The sequence below is a fragment of the Arsenophonus endosymbiont of Crataerina pallida genome (genome assembly GCF_964020125.1).
GTDB classification, from domain to species: domain Bacteria; phylum Pseudomonadota; class Gammaproteobacteria; order Enterobacterales; family Enterobacteriaceae; genus Arsenophonus; species Arsenophonus nilaparvatae.
Genome location: NZ_OZ026540.1, coordinates 2,438,072 through 2,452,792 on the forward strand (window position 1 = coordinate 2,438,072; position 14,721 = coordinate 2,452,792).

The window sequence follows — 14,721 nt, forward strand, 5'->3', positions numbered from 1 at the left end:
ACAAAATAAATAGTTAATTAGAAGGCAGTAAAATTATGCGTTACCACTGCCTTTGATCATTAATCGGTTATTAATGGCCAGCCACCTAATTTTTTCCATTTATTGACGATTTCACAAAACAGTAATGCCGTTCTATCGGTGTCGTAAAGAGCGCCATGTGCCTGTTTACCATCAAAAGGGATCCCTGCGGTATAACAAGCTTTAGCTAAAATTGTTTGACCAAAAACCAGCCCGCTGAGGGTGGCGGTATCGAAAGTCGCAAAAGGGTGGAACGGATTACGTTTTAGATTTGCTCGTTGAGCGGCAGCCATGATAAAACTATGATCAAAATTGGCATTGTGGGCAACAATAATTGCCCGATTGCAATCATTATTTTTAATACCTTTTCTAACCATTTTAAAAATTGCATGTAAAGCGGTATACTCGTCGACAGCGTTACGTAAAGGATTCGTTGGGTCGATGCCAGTGAAAGCCAGTGCAGTTGCTTCTGTATTTGCTCCTGCAAAAGGTTCAACATGGAAATGGAGTTTTTCATCAATCTCTAACCAACCCCCTTGATCCATTTTTAGCGTCATAGCCGCAACTTCTAATAGCGCATCTTGTTGTGCATTAAACCCACCAGTTTCTACATCGATAACGATAGGATAATAACCTCGAAAACGCTTTGCCAGCGTGTTAACACCATTTTTTTTATTAGACATTTGCTTAAGACTTTATACTTGAGAATAAAGATATTATGCCAAATTTTGGCTAAAATGCATAATGCTTCGCGCGTCACCTTGCCGCCTGCTCGCCTTATGCTACTACAGGTATCTGCAACGTTATCAACACCTAATGCAATGTGACCAAAGGCGGTACCCATCTGGTAATGCTAAACACCCCAATTATAGGTTAATTCGATTACGGCACCTTTACTTTCATCATCAAAGCCGACGAAGGCGAGGGAGTATTTGTATGTAGGATTTTCACTTGTGCGTAATAGACGCATACCTAATATTTCAGTATAAAAATGAATTGAGCGTTGCAGATCGCCAATCCGTAACATGGTATGAAGTAAGCGCATATAAGCCTCTTTTTAAGTTTAAAAACCATTCATTACTGATATTAATATAACGTGAACCTGACTATTATTTCAATTTATATAGTTGGTTTATTAATTAAAATTTACAATATAATTGATTGCGTCACTTTAGTGTCAACTGTTGACGGCTTGAAAATATCGTTCAGTTAACTTTATAGTAGCTATTCAATTATAACTAATCGCTGATGTTGTTATAAGCTATTTGTTATCATAATATTGTAAACTGAACGGATATTTTTCATTTACAAGTTATACATTAGTAATGCATAACAATTGTTTTTTTATTATTGCTAATAGTCGATGTATTAATTTATTACCTTGCTATAATTTTTATTTTTAAATTATTTGTTGACTTATTAGCTTATTTTATTTGGTATTATTTATTTAAGATATAATGTTGTTTTATTAGTTTTTTTCAACTTTCAGGTAATTTATTAAAAATCAATATAGACTTAGTATCTAAGTATAGCTGAATAAATGCTTTTAAAAGTATTTATAATAACTTGTTTTATAATGATTTTTATTTTTTATTGTCTATTTTTTGTAAATTAAAAATAATATTAATATAAAAACATATAGAATAGAATTTAGATGAAGGCTATTCTTATAAGGATATTTAACTAATAGCCTTTTGTTTTATATAGTAAATAAGTGGGTAATGATTAGAACACTAATTAAGTCAACTTAATATACTAATAATGAAATATAAGTTTATATATTATTATGCTAAATATAAATTTAAATCTTTACCCATTTCTATATTAATATTTTAGTGAATAGAAATGGATATATGTTTCTGGGATATTAATTGGCAATTTAATAATTATAGATGTAGATGGTATTCTATTTTTAAGGAGGAACAATTGGAATCAAAAATAGGAACTGATCTTGCGCGTTTAGTTCGAGTCTGGCGGGCATTGATTGATCATCGTCTGAAACCATTAAAGCTCACCCAAACTCATTGGGTAACCTTATATAACATTAGCCAGTTACCACCTGATCAATCACAAATTCAATTGGCTAAAGCAATAGGTATTGAACAACCATCGCTAGTTAGAACTCTCGATCAATTAGAAGAAAAGAAATTGATCACGCGTCACACCTGTGTCAACGACAGACGAGCAAAAAGAATTAAATTAACAGAAGAATCGATGCCATTTATTAAACAGGTTGATGATGTAATTGAAAAAACCCGAAAGGAGATATTAGGAGGTATTACACATGATGAATTAAATACACTTTATTCATTGATATTAAAACTCGAGCAAAATATTATTCGGTTACATAATCATTCGTAATAAATGATAGCGTAATAAAAAAAGAACAAATGGCGTTATAATATAATGCATACGCGGCTAATTTTCTAAATCTAGTCGCGTATGCTATTTAAGTTGAATTAACGAGGTGAAACAGTAATGTTATTTCCACTACCTATAATAGATACACGCTGGCCATTACGGAAGCTGTTTGGATCATCTTTTTGCACCACAGAGATAACTCGGCCATTATCCAACCTGATTTCCAGTTGAACGCCTTTTGTTTTGTTAAGTGCCCCTTGAACATTTTGACCGGCAACACCACCGGCGATCGCACCGGCTGCCGTTGCAAGGGTTTTTCCTGTTCCCCCGCCAACCGTATTACCCAATAACCCACCCAGAACAGCACCACCCAGTGCTCCTATGATGTTTTCGTCACCACCAGCTTGAATATTAACCGGGGTTACGCGAGTAACGGTACCATAGGTTACAGTTTGTACTTGTTTAGCTTGAGATGTGGTATAAGTGTCCCCAGAAAGACTACCTGTATTTATACAGCCCGATAAAGCTGTTACTGTAAAAATACCGACGAGAACTTGCTTTAACATGATTACTCCTTTTGGAAATCTGATTTACAGTGTAATAATAATCATGAATACACAAATATCATAATTTATTGTATATAAACGAACTGGATAATCAGACAAATAGTAAAATTAATTTACTTTCTACAATCTAAATATAGTCTAAACATTAATAATTTTTTCTTAAAGTAATAAATTCAGCTTAATTAATTTATTTTTAATTAAAATATTTTTAAACTGTTACTTTTTTATTTTATTTCAATGAGTTAAATGTTTGAAGTGAAAAACTGTGCCAATAAGTATATTGAATGACTAAAACGAAGTATAGATAAAATAATCAGAGGTCAAACATGAAAGCAGGTCGCTATATAGGGGTGATGTCAGGTACCTGTCTTGATGGGGTTGATGTTGTTTTGGCTGAGATTGATGACAAAAATGTGATTCAGCTAGGTGCGATTTCCTTTCCTTTTCCCACTGAATTAAAAAATCAAGTCTTGTCTATATGTCAAGGTCAAGCGGTCACCTTAGCAACAATAGGTGAAATTGATTATCAGCTCGGCTCGTTATATGGTGAAGCGATCAATAACCTATTAAAACAGCAATTATTATCGGCCACAGATATTACCGCGATAGGGTGTCATGGGCAAACAGTTTGGCACCAACCTACTGGCCAACGGCCTTTTACTCTGCAGTTAGACTATAATAATAGAATTGTTGCGTTAACTAACATCACCGTAGTAGGCGATTTTCGTCGTAGAGATATGGCGTATGGTGGGCAAGGTGCACCTTTAGTACCTGCTTTTCATCACAAGGTACTTAGTCATCCTGATGAAAATCGTATTATTTTAAATATAGGTGGCATCGCTAATCTTACTACTTTATTTGGGAATTCAATAATTAAAGGCTATGATACCGGACCTGGAAATATGCTGTTGGATATCTGGGCCAATCAACATTTAAATAAACCTTATGATAATAACGGCGATTGGGCGCGCTCAGGGCGGGTTAATAAGTCGCTTCTGACTGAAATGCTAGCGGATCCCTATTTTAAGCGGCCAGCGCCCAAAAGTACGGGTAGAGAATATTTCAATTCTGCTTGGTTACAAAAATATCTGACATCGTACTTAAATTTATCAGCCCAGGATGTACAGGCCACTTTGGCAGAATTAACCATCCGTTCAATCGTTGATCAGGTTTTGCTTTATGACAAAGCGGATTGTTTGTTGGTTTGTGGTGGAGGAGCTAAAAATAGCTATCTTATGGCAAGGTTAAGCGAATTGTTAACCAATATTGTGGTGGCATCAACAGATAAATATGGTTTGAGTGGAGATAATGTCGAAGCTTTGGCTTTTGCTTGGCTAGCGGCTCGTACCTTATCGGGTTTGCCAGGCAATTTACCCTCTGTTACTGGCGCTAACCAGGAAACAGTATTAGGCGCAATTTATCCGGCCAATAGTGAATAACATGATATCTATCGTAACAAGACAGAGGCAAAAAAATGGTAGAAAAAATTCAGTTGGATATTGCTAGTTTAAGACGGGAATATACCCAAGGTGGTTTAAGACGTAAGGATTTAACCGATCAGCCATTAGTATTGTTTGACCGTTGGTTAAATCAGGCTTATAAAGCAAAATTAGCCGATCCAACAGCCATGTCTGTTGCAACCGTAGACAGCGATGGACAACCATACCAACGCATTGTATTACTTAAACATTATGATAAAAATGGACTGATATTTTATACCAATTTATCTAGTCGCAAGGCACAACATATCGCTCATAACAATAAAGTCAGTTTACTATTTCCCTGGTATCAGTTAGAGCGTCAGGTTTGCTTCTTGGGTGAAGCAGAAAAACTCACTCCACTTGAGGTAATAAAATATTTTCATAGTCGACCAAAAGATAGTCAAATAGCGGCCTGGGGTTCACAACAATCAGCAAAAATTTCTGCTAGAAGTCTATTGGAAAATAAATTTTTTGAATTAAAACAAAAATTTAAAAATGGTGAAATTCCCTTACCTAGTTTTTGGGGCGGATATCGCGTCAGATTTAACAGCGTTGAATTTTGGCAAGGTGGCACTAAACGGCTACATGATCGATTTTTGTATCAATGGCAACATGATCATTGGCAAATTGATCGCTTGGCGCCATAAACGGAAAAAATGATTTTTAACTGGCACTTATTTGACTCGCGTTTTATTCTATTGCGCTTATTTATATTATATTTATCCACAAAATCGACGAAATAAAAAAATTGATGGAGTTATTGATGGTTAGCAAGAACCTAATTGAACAATTGCAAGAGCGGGGTTTAATAGCTCAGCTGACGGATGAAAAGGCATTAATAGAGAAACTATCCCAGGGATCAGTAGCGCTCTATTGTGGATTTGATCCAACCGCTGATAGCTTGCACTTAGGGCATTTGGTTCCTTTGCTATGTTTAAAGCGTTTACAGCAAATGGGACATCAACCAGTAGCTTTAGTGGGTGGGGCGACAGGTTTAATTGGCGATCCAAGTTTTAAAGCCACTGAGCGTAAATTAAATACCAATGAAACAGTGCAGCAATGGGTAGAAAAAATTCGTCAACAGGTTTCGCCATTTCTTGATTTTGATTGTGGTAAAAATAGTGCCAAGGTAGTTAATAATTATGATTGGTTTGGTCAAATGGATGTCTTGACCTTCTTGCGCGATATCGGTAAACATTTTTCTGTTAATCAAATGATTAATAAAGAAGCTGTTAAACAACGACTTGAGCGCGATGATGCAGGCATCTCTTTTACTGAGTTCTCCTATAATTTGCTTCAGTCTTATGATTTTGCCAACCTTTGTCACCAACATAATGTTGAATTACAGATAGGCGGCTCTGATCAATGGGGCAATATTACTTCAGGCATTGATCTCACTCGACGTTTACATCAAAAACAGGTTTTTGGTTTGACGGTGCCGTTAATTACTAAATCTGATGGAACTAAATTTGGCAAGACCGAAGCGGGGGCGGTTTGGTTAGATCCGCAAAAAACCAGCCCATATAAGTTTTATCAATTTTGGGTTAATACTGCTGATGCGGATGTGTACCGTTTTCTTAAGTTTTTTACCTTTATGCCAATTGAAGAAATTGACGCCTTGCAAAGTGAGGATCAAAACAGTGGTAAAGCCCCACGAGCACAGTATGTATTAGCGGAGCAAGTTACCCAGTTAGTACATGGCGATGAGGGCTTACATGCTGCCAAACGAATCACCGAAAGCTTATTTTCCGATACGATTGCTGCATTAACTGCAGCTGATTTTGCTCAGTTGGCGCAAGATGGCATGCCTATGATCAAATTAAATTCAGGGGCAGATTTACAGCAGGCATTAGTCGAGGCGAAATTGGTCCCGTCACGTGGTCAGGCAAGAACGATGATAAGCTCAAATGCGGTCGCAATTAATGGTAAGAAATGTATTGATGCTGAATATGTTTTTACTGCGGAAGATCGTCTATTTGGCCGTTATTCTTTGATCAGGCGTGGTAAAAAACATTACTGCTTAGTTAATTGGCAATAATGGGGCATAGTAGGGTAAATTTAATCACTATAAGTTTTGTCTAACATAGCGATTAACTTATTGGTATTTATTAGATTAATTACTAATGTGTTAATTGCTTGTTTAGAAAGTAACGACTTTGTTTTGTAACAGCGAGTATTATCAAAAATAAAATGAGTGATATATGAAAAGTGTTCTATCAATTCAGTCGCATGTTGTTTTTGGCCATGCGGGTAATAGTGCCACGGTTTTTCCCATGCAACGGATGGGAATTGATGTCTGGCCCCTGAATATGGTGCAATTTTCTAATCATACACAATATCCACAATGGACAGGTAGTGTTATGCCGCCTGAACATTTAACAGATATTGTTAACGGAATTGCTAAGATCCACCAATTAAAACATTGTGATGCGGTTCTGACGGGTTATATTGGTTCTGCCGAACAAGGTAAAGCGATTGTTGATATTGTTAAACAGATAAAAATAAGTAACCCTGCTGCTTGCTATTTCTGTGATCCGGTAATGGGACATGCTGAAAAAGGCTGTATTGTTGCCCCGGGTGTGGCTGAGTTTTTATGTCATGAAGCTTTACCTATCTGCGACATAATGGCGCCTAACCTATAAGAGCTGGAAACATTAGTTGGAAAATCGATTACTAATGTTGAACAAGCGCTATTAGCGGCGAGAGAATTGTGTCAACAAGGCCCGCAAACGGTTTTAGTAAAACATCTCAGTCGTGCCGGTTATCATGCCGACTGTTTTGAAATGCTATTAGTGACCAAAGCGCATTGCTGGCATATCAGTCGGCCACTTATTGATTTTGGTAAACAGCAGCCGGTTGGGGTTGGCGATCTTACCAGCGGCTTAATGTTGGTCAATTTATTAAACGGCAAATCGTTATCTAGTGCATTAGAGCATGTAGCGGCAGCGGTTTATGAAGTGGTGTTAAAGACGAAAGCAATGGATAAATATGAATTACAACTGGTTGCTGCGCAAGATAAAATGGTAAATCCAGCTTATCACTTTAAAGCGGTACAGCTTGATTAACCATTTTATCGCAGGACATTGCTCTTCAAGCTAAATCAAAGCTGAAGAGCAACAAACAAAGCTAAAATTAGATTAAACCTTCAGTAGTTAATGCTTCCTGTACACTTTTACGTTGGCTAATTTTTTCTTCAACATACTGTGTTAGATGTTGATATTGGCTGAGGTCAATATTAACTACCGTAGTCCAACGATAAATAGTAAATAAATAAGCATCAGCAATAGTAAAGTGTTCACCGCTGATAAATTTACGCTTAACCAACAAATTTTCCATATAGCTAAATTTAGTGATCAAGGATTTTATCACAATCTCACGGTAATTATCCGGTGTTAAAGGTGAAAATAGTGGACTAAAACCTTTATGTAATTCTGTTGCAATGTAATTAACCAATTCGAGCTGATGATAACGTTGCAGGCTGCCCATTGGTGCGATTAATTTATCATTTGAGTCAGCGGCTTGATCGGCAATATATTGCAAAATAATCGCATTTTCAGTCAAAATATCATGGTTATCTAACTGTAATACCGGCACCTGGCCTTTAGGATTAATTGTATAGAAATCAACGCCTTTTTCGGTACATTTTTTCTTTAGATCAACCCGTTCAATACTAAAATCTAAGCCGGTTTCTCTTAATACAATATGTGGGACAAGTGAACAAGCGCCGGCAGAATAGTAGAGTTTCATGGTGACCTTCCTTTGGATTTGATTGGGTTTATTGCGGTTAAAGTAACAGCATAGCAGTTGCCAAAGATTTTATGGATTTATTTTTAGTCAGGCTAAAGATAGCAAATTAGTTATAATGATCAAAGAGGGATAATTACCGATTTGATGGCAAATTATCTTATTCAGTATCATTAATTTGTCTTGCTTATAACAGTAAGCCCGCCGTTAAATTGTATCATTATCAATCAATAGATTTGGCGGGCTGATTATTGTACTAAGCTTTTAACTCTAATTCGTTCATAGCAGCAATACTGAAACCACCGTCAACGTGTAAAATTTCACCTGTCACACCCGCTGATAAATTAGAACAAAGGAAAGCAGCACAATTGCCAACATCTTCCGTTGTTACCGTACGGCGAATGGGGGTTACTGATTCACAATGTGATAGCATTTTACGAAAATCTTTTATGCCCGATGCTGCTAATGTGCGGATTGGACCGGCTGAAATGCCATTAACGCGAATAGCTTCAGGCCCCATTGCGTTAGCCATATAACGAACATTTGCTTCAAGGGAAGCTTTTGCTAATCCCATAATATTATAGTTAGGGATCGCACGCTCAGCGCCCAAATAACTTAGGGTAACCAGGGCAGAATGAGGATTTAACATACTTCGACAAGCTTTTGCTAACGCAACAAAGCTATAGGAACTAATATCGTGGGCAATCCGGAAGCCCTCGCGTGTCACTGCATCGACATAATCACCATCAAGTTGATCGGCTGGTGCATAGGCAATTGAATGGACAAAACCATCAAATTTGGGCCATACTTTCGCCAGCTCGGCAAATAAGGTAGTGATACTTTCATCGGAAGCAACATCACATGGCAAAACAATACTAGAGCCAAAGCTGTTTGCCATCTCTTCTACGCGAGATTTCAGTTTATCACCTTGATAACTGAAGGCCAGTTCAGCCCCTTGTTGGTGCATTGCTTGTGCAATACCGTGAGCAATAGATAGTTTACTAGCTAAACCAGTGATCAGAATGCGCTTGCCGCTCATAAAGCCCATAAGCCGTATCCTTGTAAATTTTCAAATAATAACAATAACATACACAGCATAAATTATCTATTGTAGATGGTATTTATGCATTATTTTTTTGATAAACGGCAGAGAGTTTATCATGACAGAAGAAAATATGTTGTATTACCTCGCTGATCCGAGCAGTTTTTGCTGCCTTTATATTAGCTAACATCTTGCCGCCAGGCATCGGCAGATAAAAGTTCACCAAAATGGCTGGCAATTAAGCGTCGGGTCACTTCATGTAAAGGTGAAGCAAGTACTTCGGCGGTATTACCTCTTTCGACGACAACACCATTATCCATTACCAACACTTTATCGCTGATATGTTTCATCATACCTAGATGTTGAGTAACATAAATATAGGAAATACCTTGTTTTTCTTGTAATTCAAGCATTAAATTGATGATTTGAGAACGCATAGTCATATCTAATGACGCCAGTGCTTCATCGGCAATAATAATCTCTGGTTGCAGGATCAACGCTCTTGCCAGCGCTACTCGCTGTTTTTGACCCGCTGCTAACATATGCGGATAATAGCCTGCGTGATCCGGTAATAGCCCAACTTGGCGAAGAGTCTGTTCTATACGTTCTTCCCGTTCATGAACGGAAAGTGAAGTATTTAGAATTAAAGGGATCTCAAGAATTTGCCCAATACGCTGCCTGGGGGTTAAAGAAGTACTTGGATCCTGAAATATCATGCGGATGCGTTGACTGCGATAACTATAATCGCCAAAGTTAAGCTGATGACCATTAATAAAGATTTCACCACCACTAGGTTCAATAACACCCGATAACATGCGGGCCAGGGTTGATTTACCTGATCCGTTAGCACCAATAATAGCCAAGGTTTCACCAGCTCTTAAGGTAAAACTTAAGGGTTTTACTGCTTCTAATAGTTGAGTTTGAAATAACCCGGTGCGATAACGAAAGGTTTTAGTCAGATTTTTTATTGCCAGTAACGGTGTTGTCATGATGTTTCCTCCATATTAAGAGGAAAATGACATGCAAAGGCCCGATTTTTTATGCTGCGTAGCAGCGGTGTGATAATGCACGTTTTTTGTGCATAAGGACAACGAGGGCCAAGACGGCAACCGATTGGTAGGTGCTCTAAAGAAGGGATCGCCCCAGGTAGGGTATTTAACCGACTTTTATGCGGAAGTGGGCTGCCAAAATCCGGTACAGCACGGATTAATGCTTGTGTATAAGGATGATGGGGGCGGACCAGTAACTCTTCAGGTGTTGCACTTTCAACGGTTTGGCCACAATAGAGTACGCTAATCCGATCAACGAGTTTGCTCATCATTTGCATATCATGACTAATTAGTAAAATTGTCATGTTATTGTTTTGGTTTAATCTATCAAGCAGGCGAAATATTTGTGCTTGAGTTGTCGATTCCATTGCATTGGTGGGTTCATCGGCAATCAGTAATCGTGGTTGATTTGCTAGCGCAATGGCTATCATCACTTTCTGACATTCACCTTCAGTAAGTTCATAAGGATAGCTGTACATAATATCATCGTGATCTTTAATTCCGACTCGATGGAGTAATTCAATTGCGCGTCGCCTACGCCAACTAAATCGGTGCCACCAACGACCTTTAAAAGTCCATTGTGGTATTGATTGGATAAGTTGTTTACCAATATTTTCAGCTGGATCTAAACAAGACTGGGGTTCTTGAAAAATCATCGAAATATTATGGCCTATCACTCTACGTCGTTGGCGTGCGGTGAGCTTTAACAGATCAATATCAAGAAAATAAAAACGATCGGCAGTCACTTTTAAGTTATCTTTAGTAACGCCACAAATAGCCTTAACAATCAAACTTTTACCTGAACCGGACTCGCCAGCTAAGCCACGAATTTCGCCTTCATTTAGCTGTAAAGAAACATTATCGACGGCTTTCACTGGCCCTTTGGCGGTCATAAATTCAATAGTGAGGTTACGGATATCTAATAATGGCATTATTCCACCCCAGCATTAATGGCGCGATGTAAGCCATCACCAAGTAAGTTAACAAATAAAACGCTGATCATAATGGCTGCACCAGGAAGAAAAACTGTCCATGGTGCTACATAAATCAATTCTAAACTATCACCGAGCATAGTGCCCCATTCAGCAGTCGGTAATCTGGCGCCTAAATCAAGAAAGCCTAACGCAGCCATATCCAGAATGGCCATAGAGAGAGTGCGAGTAATTTCTGTTACCAAGATAGGTGTGATATTGGGTAACACGGTATACCAAAGGATATAAAAGTTTGAAGCACCGTCAAGTCGAGCGGCAAGAACATATTCGGTATCTAATTCATCGCGAACAGCGCTGTAAATTGTTCTAACAATTCTTGGTAATAAGGCTAACCAAATTGCTATCATCGCATTTTCAAGGCTTGAACCGGCAAAAGCGACAATAATAATCGCCAGGAGTAGCGAGGGAATTGATAACAGCGTATCTAACACATGATTTAAAATAGCTGATTTTAACCCATGGGTAATGCCGGCTAAACAACCTAATATTAATCCGACCAGCGTTGTGCTAATGGTGATCACAAGTGCAGAGCCAAAGGTAGATGCTGTACCGATAAGTAATCGACTTAAAATATCACGACCAAGATCATCAGTACCCAAAAAAAATGCCACATTACCATAATGCGACCAGGATGGAGGTAGTAGCTGGTAGCCCAAAAATTGTTGGTTAATGGTATAGGGGGCTAAGTAGCTGCCAAATAAAGTCAAAACCAGGAGAAAAGCAATACCATAAAATCCAGTCATTGCCAGAATATCATTAGAGAAAAATCGCCAGACAACCCGGATAGGGGATGGCATCTTTTGTTCACGATAAAAATTATCTGAAGACATACCCATCCTTATATTTAGAAGGGTTCATCATAGCGCCTAAAATATCCGATATGACATTAACGAAAATAACTAAAGTACCAATAATCATTACGCCGGCAGAAATTGCTGAGTAATCATTTTGTCGAATGGCTGTGACTAACCAACGCCCTAAGCCTGGCCAATTAAATACAAGTTCAGTGATCATCGCTAGTGTTATCATAGTAGAAAACTGCAGACCAAGTTTTGGAATAATAGGAGGCAGCGCATTGTGTAAGACATGACGTTTGATAATGGTAATGCGAGAGAGTCCTCTGGTTGCTGCTGCTTTAATATAATTTTCACCCATAACAGCTTCAGTACTATTTTTCATTAAACGTATCATTTCAGAAATTGGCGCAATAGCTAATGTAATAACGGGTAAAATCAAATGCTCTAATAGATTAATAAACATTTGGCTACGATAGATTGAATTCGATAACCACACATCGATCAGGGCAAAACCGGTCACAGGTTCAAGATCATACAGTAAATTAATTCGGCCAGAGACCGGTAACCAGCCTAATTTCAATGAAAAAAGCAGGATAAATAATAAAGCCAACACAAAAATTGGCATAGAAAAACCGATTAGGGTAAAAATTTTAATAATGTAATCAATTGGTTTATTGCGCCAGACACCCGCAATAATGCCGGTAGGGATGCCGATTATTAAAGCTAAAATAAACGCTAAAAAGCACAACTCCATAGTGGCAGGAAAAGTGGCATTCAGCTGACTGCTAATCGGTTGACCATTAATACTAGAAAAACCAAAATTCCAATGTAATAAGCCGGTTAAATAAAAAATATAGGCATCCCATAATGATAGTCCACTTAATGGAGCATCAGCAGTGAAATAGTTCAAACTAAAACTAACCAGCGTTAGTAAAAATAAAGTAATAATTAAAAGTAGTAACCACCTTAATACGTAAATAATCACCACGCTGCTCCTTCTTCGTCATTAAAATAGGAGTCAGCCGGTAGTGGGGTTTTAATCGACCCATCACGATAAACCCCGGCAAAAGAGGAGTTACCAAAGGCGCTAATAACTAGCCCTTTGATATCATAGCGATAAGCCTGTAAATGTAATGAATAAGCTAGCGGTAATACGGGTAATTCTTTTGCTAGTAATGATTGCGCTTGGTGGTAATAATTAATGCGAGATGAAATACTTTGGCTTACTAGCGCCTTACGTAAAAGTTCATCAAAGTAAGGATTACACCATTTACTCAAATTAGTATGTGATTCCTTAGCAGCGCAACTAAGTAGAGGGCGGAAAAAACTATCAGGATCATTACTATCCGTCGACCAACCGTCAAGAATCATGTCATAGTTACGATCACTCAGCTTATTTTCTAATAAATTGCCTTCTACCGGATGAATATTCATCTTAATACCTACTTTTGCTAAGTCTGCCTGGATAAGTTCGGCAGTTTTTAACGGGCTCGGATTATAGGATTGAGAAATAACGGGAACCCAAATATCTAATTTCATACCGGACAAACCGAGCTCTTCTAGCATTTCTTTGGCTTTTTCAGGATTATAATCTGTCACTTTAATTTGATTATCATAAGCCCATGAAGCTCTAGGTAGAACAGAAGTTGCTGTTTCAGCGGTGCCATAATAGATAGATTGCATTAATCTTTCATTATTAATTGAATACGCTATGGCTTGTCTAACCTTTAATTGATCAAGCGGTGGTTTGCTAGTGTTAAAAATCAGATAGGCGATATTCATGCCGGCTCGCATCGATAGCCGCAAACGGGCATCTTCACGTAGCACCTTTAATTGACTAGCAGCTGGATAGGCTAAGACATCGCATTCGCCGGTTAATAATTTAGATATGCGTCCTGTACCGCCGGCACCCAGATCAATCACCACTTGCTGCATTAAAGGTTTGCCTTTCCAATAGTTATCATGCCGATTTAGCTTGATAAATTGACCGGTTTGATAGCCTACCAACATGAAAGGACCAGTGCCAACAGGTTGCCAATCAATAAATTCTTTATGATTAATTTTGTTGAGATATTGCGCATATTCTTGTGAAAGTATTGGTGCATAGCGAGTTGCAAGATGCCAGAGAAATGATGCATCGGGGGTATATAATTTAAATTCAACAGTATAATTATCAATTTTACGAATACTACGGATATTGTTAGCTAATTGCAGGCTATCGAAATAAGGATAATTGCCTCCCCCAACATAGTGATAAGGATGATTTTTATCAAACATACGGGAAAAACTAAACACAACGTCATCGGCATTGAGCGTTCGTGTCGGTGTGAACCAATCTGTTGTTTGAAATGGAATATTACGTTTTAAATAAAATCGATAAGTTGCTCCTTTATCAAATGATTTCCAGTGCGAGGCAAGTTCGGAATTTAATTTGTAAGTAAATGGATTAACTTCTAATAATCGATCATAAAGTTGAGCGGCTAGTGGATCAATAATCAGCCCGGTGCTGGCAATTTGCGGATTAAATGTAGTGACAATGCCATTAACACAATAGATAAAACTGTTTTGACGAATTTGTGGTGGAAGGGTATCTGCTAATGCATTTATTGTCCCTACATTTATTAAAATAATCCATAAAATTAGGTACCGCATATAAAAACCTATTATAAGT

General features: G+C 37.9%; 13 protein-coding genes and 2 pseudogenes. 5 read left to right on the forward strand and 10 right to left on the reverse strand.

Annotation, left to right across the window (positions count from 1 at the left end):
• Positions 1 to 59: 59 nt before the first annotated feature.
• Positions 60 to 701: a ribonuclease T gene (gene rnt / locus AACL31_RS12925; protein WP_310512831.1), complete on the reverse strand. Its 642-nt coding sequence runs from the start codon at positions 699 to 701 to the stop codon at positions 60 to 62.
• A gap of 62 nt (positions 702 to 763) precedes the next feature.
• Positions 764 to 1,063 (reverse strand): annotated as a pseudogene (gene gloA, locus AACL31_RS12930) (lactoylglutathione lyase); the annotation flags it as partial.
• Between the two features lie 881 nt (positions 1,064 to 1,944).
• Here gloA and slyA point away from each other — a divergent pair.
• Positions 1,945 to 2,379, forward strand: a complete 435-nt coding sequence (gene slyA / locus AACL31_RS12935; RefSeq protein ID WP_026823660.1) for a transcriptional regulator SlyA — start codon at positions 1,945 to 1,947, stop codon at positions 2,377 to 2,379.
• Positions 2,380 to 2,477: 98 nt separating this feature from the next.
• On the opposite strand, the gene AACL31_RS12940 is transcribed toward slyA, so the two are convergent.
• A complete protein-coding gene (locus tag AACL31_RS12940; RefSeq protein ID WP_310512832.1) occupies positions 2,478 to 2,945 on the reverse strand; it encodes a glycine zipper 2TM domain-containing protein in 468 nt (155 codons plus the stop codon).
• A 326-nt stretch (positions 2,946 to 3,271) separates the two neighbouring features.
• Here AACL31_RS12940 and anmK point away from each other — a divergent pair, with 326 nt between their 5' ends.
• From anmK to pdxY, 4 genes and pseudogenes are all read left to right on the forward strand, one after another.
• Positions 3,272 to 4,384 carry an anhydro-N-acetylmuramic acid kinase gene (gene anmK, locus AACL31_RS12945; RefSeq protein ID WP_339053213.1) on the forward strand — a complete coding sequence of 371 codons (1,113 nt, stop codon included), beginning with the start codon at positions 3,272 to 3,274 and terminating at the stop codon, positions 4,382 to 4,384.
• A 35-nt stretch (positions 4,385 to 4,419) separates the two neighbouring features.
• On the forward strand, positions 4,420 to 5,073 hold the full coding sequence (gene pdxH, locus AACL31_RS12950; RefSeq protein ID WP_310512834.1) for a pyridoxamine 5'-phosphate oxidase: 654 nt from the start codon (positions 4,420 to 4,422) through the stop codon (positions 5,071 to 5,073).
• Positions 5,074 to 5,189: 116 nt separating this feature from the next.
• Positions 5,190 to 6,464: a tyrosine--tRNA ligase gene (gene tyrS / locus AACL31_RS12955; RefSeq protein WP_310512835.1), complete on the forward strand. Its 1,275-nt coding sequence runs from the start codon at positions 5,190 to 5,192 to the stop codon at positions 6,462 to 6,464.
• Between the two features lie 163 nt (positions 6,465 to 6,627).
• Positions 6,628 to 7,491: pseudogene (gene pdxY / locus AACL31_RS12960) on the forward strand (pyridoxal kinase PdxY).
• A gap of 67 nt (positions 7,492 to 7,558) precedes the next feature.
• On the opposite strand, the gene gstA reads toward pdxY, so the two are convergent.
• From gstA to sapA, 7 genes are all read right to left on the reverse strand, one after another.
• Positions 7,559 to 8,173 (reverse strand): glutathione transferase GstA, encoded by a 615-nt coding sequence (gene gstA, locus AACL31_RS12965; protein WP_339053214.1) that lies wholly within the window; start codon positions 8,171 to 8,173, stop codon positions 7,559 to 7,561.
• 253 nt (positions 8,174 to 8,426) lie between these two features.
• On the reverse strand, positions 8,427 to 9,218 hold the full coding sequence (gene fabI / locus AACL31_RS12970; RefSeq protein ID WP_032114945.1) for an enoyl-ACP reductase FabI: 792 nt from the start codon (positions 9,216 to 9,218) through the stop codon (positions 8,427 to 8,429).
• Positions 9,219 to 9,391: 173 nt separating this feature from the next.
• The gene (gene sapF, locus AACL31_RS12975) at positions 9,392 to 10,201 is read right to left on the reverse strand and encodes a putrescine export ABC transporter ATP-binding protein SapF (protein WP_032114946.1); all 810 of its coding nucleotides are present in this window, start codon (positions 10,199 to 10,201) and stop codon (positions 9,392 to 9,394) included.
• A complete protein-coding gene (gene sapD / locus AACL31_RS12980) occupies positions 10,198 to 11,193 on the reverse strand; it encodes a putrescine export ABC transporter ATP-binding protein SapD (RefSeq protein WP_310513004.1) in 996 nt (331 codons plus the stop codon). The genes sapF and sapD overlap by 4 nt, the downstream gene beginning before the upstream one ends.
• Positions 11,193 to 12,083 carry a putrescine export ABC transporter permease SapC gene (gene sapC / locus AACL31_RS12985; protein WP_310510876.1) on the reverse strand — a complete coding sequence of 297 codons (891 nt, stop codon included), beginning with the start codon at positions 12,081 to 12,083 and terminating at the stop codon, positions 11,193 to 11,195. Before sapC ends, sapD begins: the two co-directional genes overlap by 1 nt.
• Positions 12,070 to 13,035, reverse strand: coding sequence for a putrescine export ABC transporter permease SapB (sapB, locus tag AACL31_RS12990; RefSeq protein WP_310513003.1), 966 nt, complete (start codon positions 13,033 to 13,035; stop codon positions 12,070 to 12,072). Before sapB ends, sapC begins: the two co-directional genes overlap by 14 nt.
• A complete protein-coding gene (gene sapA / locus AACL31_RS12995; protein ID WP_310513551.1) occupies positions 13,032 to 14,702 on the reverse strand; it encodes an ABC transporter substrate-binding protein SapA in 1,671 nt (556 codons plus the stop codon). Before sapA ends, sapB begins: the two co-directional genes overlap by 4 nt.
• Positions 14,703 to 14,721 lie beyond the last annotated feature (19 nt).